9 protein-coding genes are annotated in these 6,291 nt (G+C 76.2%); 3 read left to right on the forward strand and 6 right to left on the reverse strand.

Annotated elements, in window-relative coordinates:
- The 3 genes from N866_RS13575 to N866_RS13585 form a co-directional block, all read left to right on the forward strand.
- A partial coding sequence (locus N866_RS13575; RefSeq protein WP_034227263.1) for a 3-oxoacyl-ACP reductase occupies positions 1–1,011 on the forward strand: 1,011 nt, incomplete at its 5' end.
- Entirely contained in the window at positions 1,008–1,907 is a 900-nt protein-coding gene (locus N866_RS13580; protein WP_034227264.1) for a MaoC family dehydratase, read from the forward strand. The genes N866_RS13575 and N866_RS13580, both read left to right, overlap by 4 nt.
- 87 nt (positions 1,908–1,994) lie before the next feature.
- Positions 1,995–2,600, forward strand: coding sequence for a pentapeptide repeat-containing protein (locus N866_RS13585; protein WP_052023048.1), 606 nt, complete (start codon positions 1,995–1,997; stop codon positions 2,598–2,600).
- On the opposite strand, the gene N866_RS20520 is transcribed toward N866_RS13585, so the two are convergent.
- The 6 genes from N866_RS20520 to N866_RS13615 all read right to left on the reverse strand — a co-directional run bounded on the left by N866_RS20520 (position 2,493) and on the right by N866_RS13615 (position 6,179).
- Positions 2,493–3,221, reverse strand: coding sequence for a GNAT family N-acetyltransferase (locus tag N866_RS20520; protein ID WP_034227266.1), 729 nt, complete (start codon positions 3,219–3,221; stop codon positions 2,493–2,495). The genes N866_RS13585 and N866_RS20520 overlap by 108 nt on opposite strands.
- A 283-nt stretch (positions 3,222–3,504) precedes the next feature.
- A complete protein-coding gene (locus tag N866_RS13595; protein ID WP_034227267.1) occupies positions 3,505–4,080 on the reverse strand; it encodes a GNAT family N-acetyltransferase in 576 nt (191 codons plus the stop codon).
- A 2-nt stretch (positions 4,081–4,082) separates the two neighbouring features.
- Positions 4,083–4,667 (reverse strand): GNAT family N-acetyltransferase, encoded by a 585-nt coding sequence (locus N866_RS13600; RefSeq protein ID WP_052023050.1) that lies wholly within the window; start codon positions 4,665–4,667, stop codon positions 4,083–4,085.
- Positions 4,664–5,416: a phosphoribosylformylglycinamidine synthase subunit PurQ gene (gene purQ / locus N866_RS13605; RefSeq protein WP_173406157.1), complete on the reverse strand. Its 753-nt coding sequence runs from the start codon at positions 5,414–5,416 to the stop codon at positions 4,664–4,666. The genes N866_RS13600 and purQ overlap by 4 nt, the downstream gene beginning before the upstream one ends.
- Positions 5,413–5,682, reverse strand: coding sequence for a phosphoribosylformylglycinamidine synthase subunit PurS (gene purS, locus N866_RS13610; protein WP_034227268.1), 270 nt, complete (start codon positions 5,680–5,682; stop codon positions 5,413–5,415). Before purS ends, purQ begins: the two co-directional genes overlap by 4 nt.
- Before the next feature lie 185 nt (positions 5,683–5,867).
- Positions 5,868–6,179, reverse strand: a complete 312-nt coding sequence (locus N866_RS13615) for a hypothetical protein (protein WP_034227271.1) — start codon at positions 6,177–6,179, stop codon at positions 5,868–5,870.
- Between the last annotated feature and the right edge of the window lie 112 nt (positions 6,180–6,291).

A 6,291-nucleotide genomic window follows, 5' to 3' on the forward strand; every position in this document is an offset into this window, starting at 1 on the left:
CGGGTGGTGACGGTGTCGCGGCCGGCGTCGTCGGCCGCGGCCCCCGCCGTCGCCGCGGCGCGGCAGGGGGTGGACGGGGTGCTCCGGTCGCTCGCCAAGGAGCTGCGCGGCGGTGCGACCGGCAACGGTGTGCTCGTCGCCGACGGCGTGCCGGTGACGGCCCCGTCCGTCGCGGGCGCGCTGCACTTCTTCCTGTCCGGGCGGTCGGCGTTCGTGGACGGCCAGCTGCTGCACGTGACGTCCGACGCCGGGTCCGCGCCGGCCGACCCGGACCGCCCCCTCGACGGCCAGGTCGCCGTCGTCACGGGTGCGGCGCGCGGGATCGGTGCGGCCATCGCCCGGGTGCTGGCGCGGGACGGCGCGACGGTGGTCGCCGTCGACGTCCCCGCGGCCGGCGACGCCCTCGCGGCGGTCGCGAACGAGGTGCGCGGCAGCGCGCTCCAGCTCGACATCACCGCCGACGACGCCGCCGCGCGCCTCCTGCAGCACGTGCGCTCGCGGCACGGCCGGCTCGACGTCGTCGTGCACAACGCGGGCATCACGCGGGACAAGCTGCTCGCGAACATGACCGCCGAGAAGTGGGACCCGGTCGTGGCGGTCAACGTCCTCGCGCCCCTGCGGCTCACGCAGGAGCTGCTGGACGCCGGGGCGCTCGGCGAGGGCTCGCGGGTCGTGTGCCTGGCCTCGACGAGCGGCATCGCCGGCAACCGCGGGCAGACGAACTACGCGGCCTCCAAGGCGGGCGTGGTCGGGTTCGTCGCGGGGTCGGCGTCCGCGCTCGCGCGGGTCGGCGGCACCATCAACGCCGTCGCACCGGGCTTCATCGAGACGGACATGACCGCGCGGATCCCCTTCGCCACGCGCGAGGTCGCGCGCCGGCTCAACTCGCTCCAGCAGGGCGGGCAGCCCGTCGACGTCGCGGAGACCATCGCGTTCCTCGCCTCGCCGCAGGCCGCCGGGATCTCGGGCGAGACGCTGCGGGTGTGCGGGCAGAACATGGTGGGCCGGTGACCGGCGGAGGGCCGGGGCGCGTCGTCGAGCTGCCGGACGTGCCCGCGCTCGGCGGGCTGTACCGCCGGGGCGTCGTCGGCTCCGCGCGGGCGGCGGCGACGCGGCGGTCGAGCGTCCGGCCCGAGGACCTGCCCGGGACGCGGGTCGTCGTGCGCGGCGTCCAGGCGGACGCCGCGCACCTCACCGCCTACCAGCACCTCCTCGGCGAGCGCGCCGACGACGTGCTCCCCGCCGGGTTCGTGCACGTGCTCGCCTTCCCGGTCGCGACCGCGCTGCTGGTCCGCCCGGAGTTCCCGCTCCCGCTGCTGGGCATGGTCCACGTGGCGAACCGGGTCGAGCAGCGGCGCGCGCTGCGGCTCGGGGACGCGTTCGACGTCGAGGTGCACGTGCGCGACCTGCGGGCCCACCGCGCGGGCGTCACGGTGGACGTCGTCGCCGAGGTCACGGTCGACGGCGCGCGGGCGTGGGAGGGCGTCTCCACGTACCTGGCGAAGGGCGTCCGCCTCACCGGGGCGGAGCGGCCGTCGGGCGACCGGACGCCGTTCGTCGCCCCGGCGCCCACCGGGCAGTGGCGGCTCGCGGCGGACGAGGGGCGGGCGTACGCGGCCGTGTCCGGCGACCGCAACCCGATCCACACGCACCGGCTCGCCGCGAAGGCGTTCGGGTTCCCCCGGACCATCGCCCACGGCATGGACACGGCGGCGCGCGCGCTGGCCGCCGTCGGCCCGGCCCGGGGTGAGGCCTACCGCTGGGACGTGGAGTTCGCCAAGCCGGTGCTGCTGCCGTCGACGGTCGCCGTCCGGGTGGCGCGGGAGGACGGCGCCTTCGCCCTCGCGGCGTGGAACCCGCGCACGGGGACGCCCCACCTGACCGGCACGGTCACCCCGCTGACCTGACCCCTTCTCTCCCTCCCCCGGTCGACGTCGGAGGCGTGCGACCTCGGCAGGCGAGCCGCGCGGCGGCGGAGGTGGGAGGGTCGGTGGATGGAGCTCACCGACGTCACGGGACCGCTCGGGCCCGGTGGCGACCACGACCTCGAGCGGTTCACCGGGCTGGACCTCACCGGGCAGGACGCGACGGGCACCCGCTTCACCGAGTGCGTCCTGGAGGACTGCACCCTCGAGGACGTCCGGCTCGACGACGCCCGGCTCGTCGACTGCACCCTCACGCGGCTGCGCGCCGGGACGCTGCACGCACCGTCGTCGACGTGGCAGGACGTCGTCGTCCGCGACTGCCGGCTGGGCGCCGTCCCCTGGTACGGGGCGACGCTGACGCGGGTCGAGGTCCACGGCGGCAAGCTGGACTACGTCAACCTGCGGGACGCGGAGCTCACCGACGTCCTGCTGGAGGACGGCGTGATCGGGGAGCTCGACCTGGCGGGTGCGCGGGCCACGCGCCTCGTCCTGCGCCGCTGCACGGTCGCGCGCCTCGACGTCACGCGCGCGACGCTCCGCGACGTCGACCTGCGCGGTGTCGACCTGTCACGCGTGGACGGGCTGGGCGGCCTCGCCGGCGCGACGATCACCCAGGACCAGCTGCTCGACCTCGCGCCCGCCCTCGCCGCGCACCTCGGCCTGACGGTCGGCTGAGCCGGGCTGCGCCACCGGCGCCCCGGACGGCGCCCCGGGGTGACCGCTCGCGCCGACGAGCCGGCCCAGGAGCCGGGTCCGCACCTCGGGCCACTCGTGGGACAGGATCGAGAAGGACAGCGAGTCGGTGGGGGTGCCGTCGGACGCCGTGCGGTGGCCGCGCAGGACCCCCTCGGGCACGGCCCCCAGCCGCTGCACCGCCCGGACGCTCCGGGTGTTGGCCGGGTCCACCCGGAAGGCGACCCGGTGCAGCCCCCACGTCTCGAAGCAGTGGGTGAGCAGGGCGAGCTTGCTGGCCGGGTTGGTCGGGCCGCCCCACCACGCCCGCCCGTACCAGCTCGCCCCGACGACGGCGCGGCGGTGGTCCCGGTCGACCTCCTGGAGCGACGTCGACCCGCGGACCGCACCCGTCACGGCGTCGAGCACGGTGAACGCGACGGTGCCCGCGGACTCCGAGGCGCGCAGGACGAGCAGCTCCATGTCGGGGACCGAGCGCGGGAAGGGCAGGCTCAGGCCGCGCCAGAGGTCGGCGTCCACGAGGTCCAGGAGGGCGGGTGCGTGCTGGTAGCCCAACGGGACGAGCGTCACCTCAGGGGTGCGCAGGACGAGGTCGTGCTCCACAGCCGGCCCTTCGTGTGCCCGCCGTCGGTGCCGCGTTCTCGGGCAGCACTGCCCGACCCGCGCCGCCGGTCGTCCTCGAGCCCGCGCGACGCGCGAGGAGATCATGGGACAGCACGGCGGGGCCGCTGCGCAAGGGGCCGGCGCGGGTGTTCCCCGGGCGTTCACGTCGCGGTCGCCCGGCACGGGGTGATGCGGTGCGAGGACCACCTGCGCGGGGCGCCGTCGTGGGGCCCCGCCGGCGTGGGGCGACGGCCGCTCGCGCGGCGCCGTCGTCGGCTGCGTGTCAGGCCGGACCGGCCAGGCGGGCCTCGAGGCCGGCCCGGACCGTCGGCCACTCCGGGGCAAGCACCGAGAAGTAGACGGTGTCCCCGCGGGATCCGTCCGCGGCCACCCGGTGGCTGCGGAGCACGCCCTCCTCGACGGCGCCCAGCCGCCGCATCGCTGCGAGGGTGCGGCTGTTGCGGGCGTCGCCGCGCAGGGCGACGCGGTGCATCGCCCACTCCTCGAACGCGTGCCGCAGCAGGGCGAGCTTGCAGGCCGGGTTGGTCGAGCCGCCCCACCAGGCGCGGCCGTAGAACGTGTGGCCGACCTCGCAGCGCGCGAACGTCGGGTCGACGTCGTAGAAGGACGTCGAGCCCCGCACCTGCCCGTCGGGGCCGAGGACCGCGAAGGCGGAGCGGGCCGGGGTCGCGTGCGCGAGCCGCACCCAGGCGGCCATGTCGGCGACCGTGCGGGGCGTCGGCGAGGTCATGCCGGACCACAGGGCGTCGTCGACGAGCGTCAGCAGGTCCGCCGCGTGGTCGAGCTCCAGCGGGACGAGCCGGACGTCACCTGCCCCCAGGGTGAGGTCGTGCTGCACGGTCAGGCGTCCCCGCGCAGGTCGAGGGCGAAGCAGAAGGACGACGGGTCGTCGGCGTACGGGCCGTAGTTGGGGATCCGGTCGTAGCCCCGCGAGGAGTACAGGGCGATGGCGGCCGTGAGCCGGTCCCCCGTCTCCAGGACGATGCGCTGGAGGCCCCGGAGCTGGGCGAACCGCTCGATCTCCCCGACGACGACGCCCGACAGGCCACGGCCCCGGAACGCGGGGCGGACGAAGAGCCGCTTGAGCTCGGCGGTCCCGGTCCCGTAGTCGGAGCCGTCACGCAGCGCACCGCTGCCGACCACCTGGCCGTCGACGTGCAGGAGCACGGTGGTGAGCATCTCCTCGTCCGGGAGCTGCTGGCAGACGTCCCCCTGGCCGTCGTAGATGCCCGCGATCTCGTCCTGCTGCTCGACGCGCAGCGCCTGGGCCGTCGGGTCCGCCCACGGGACGTGCGTGAGCGTCACACCCGGGGCGACGAGGCGCGCCTCGCCGTGCGGCGGCACGGCTGCTGTCGGTGTGGTGGACGTCGGTGTGGCGCCGGTCTGGGCCTCCGGGGAGACCAGAGCGGTGGCGGGCGCGGTCATGCAGCGGACCTCCGGACGAGGGTCGACAGGACGGACGTGAAGAACCGCAGGCCGTCCGTGCCGGTCCGCGGGCCCTGGGGGCCGTCCGGGCCGAAGCCCTTCTCCACGGCGTGCTCGGGGTGGGGCATGAGGCCGACGACGTTGCCGTCGGCGTTGCAGATCCCGGCGATGTCCCGGCGCGAGCCGTTGGGGTTCCAGCCCTCGTAGCGGAAGACCACCCGGCCCTCCGCCTCGAGCTCGTCGAGCGTGTGCTCGTCGGCGACGAACTGGCCGTCCTGGTTCTTCAGCGGGATGGTGATGCGCTCGCCCTGGGCGAAGTCGCGGGTCCAGGCGGTGTCGACGTTCTGGACGGCGAGCACCTGCTCCCGGCACAGGAACGCCCGGTGGTCATTCTTGATCATGGCGCCGGGCAGCAGGTGCGTCTCGGCCAGGATCTGGAAGCCGTTGCAGATGCCCAGGACCGGCATCCCGCCGCGCGCGGCGTCGACGACCCCGCCCATGACGGGCGCGAACCGGCTGATCGCCCCCGCCCGCAGGTAGTCCCCGTAGGAGAAGCCGCCCGGCAGGACGACGGCGTCGACCTGGTGCAGGTCGGCGTCGGCGTGCCAGAGCGGGACGGCCGTCCCGCCCGCGAGGCGGACGGCGCGGGCGGCGTCGCGGTCGTCGAGCGTCCCGGGGAACGTGACGACCCCGATGCGGGCGGACTCCAGCGCGCCCTGCCCCGCGGCGCGCGGGCCGGGGCCGGTCACGCCGTCGCCCCGTCGTGGTCCTCCGCGGGCGCGACGCGCACCACGTCCTCGATCACCGGGTTCGACAGGAGCGTCGCCGCGGCCTGGCGCACCTGCTCGAGCACCTCGTCCGTGACCGGGCCCTCGACCTCGAGCTCGAACCGCTTGCCCTGGCGCATCCCGGTGAACCCGTGGAAGCCGAGGCGCGGCAGCGCGGAGGCGACGGCCTTGCCCTGCGGGTCGAGGATCTCGGGCTTCGGCATCACATCGACGACGACACGTCCCACGGAGTGCTCCTGTGCTGGGATCTGGCGCTGGCCCGGCGGGGTCCCCGCGCGGGCGGGGCCGGACTGCGGACTGACGAGGCGCCCCGGGCAGCCCGCGTCGGCGTTCCCCCCGGATGCGGCGCCAGACTACCCGCCGCCCCCGACACGGACGCCGGGTGCCCACCAGGCGACCGGCCGGCTCCCCGTCAGCGCCGGCCGCGCGCCGCTGCGCCGCCCGGACCGCCGAAGGTCAGGGACAGGCCGGCGAGGAAGCCGAAGTCGTACCAGCCGCCGGTGTTGTGGATCTCGTAGACGCCGACCGACTCGCTGAACAGGGAGATCACGAACGTCACCGGGGCGATGAGGCCGTGCCACAGCCCCCACCAGAACCCGTACGGACCGGCCCCGGTCGGGTCGGCGCTCCCGGCGACGTCGTTGGCACCGGGGGCGCACGCGGCGAGGACGAGCAGCACGACGACGGCGCCCGTCACCGCGAGCACCTGACGACGTCGGCGCACCGCCACCACCTCCGCCCCCAGGCAAGCGGGCCGCGCCGTCGTCGGCCAGGGACCGACGTCCCGCCGCACGGCCCCTCGCCCTACACGTGCGACTGCCCCGCGACCCCCCGCG

This window comes from Actinotalea ferrariae CF5-4, from assembly GCF_000603945.1.
Classification (GTDB): domain Bacteria; phylum Actinomycetota; class Actinomycetes; order Actinomycetales; family Cellulomonadaceae; genus Actinotalea; species Actinotalea ferrariae.

What these genes read in the sequence shown, in the direction of transcription:
- N866_RS13600 (WP_052023050.1), bottom strand. Translation starts at nt 4,667, where the DNA reads ATGACCGCGCCCGCCACCGCTCTGGTCTCCCCGGAGGCCCAGACCGGC.
- N866_RS13585 (WP_052023048.1), top strand. Translation starts at nt 1,995, where the DNA reads ATGGAGCTCACCGACGTCACGGGACCGCTCGGGCCCGGTGGCGACCAC.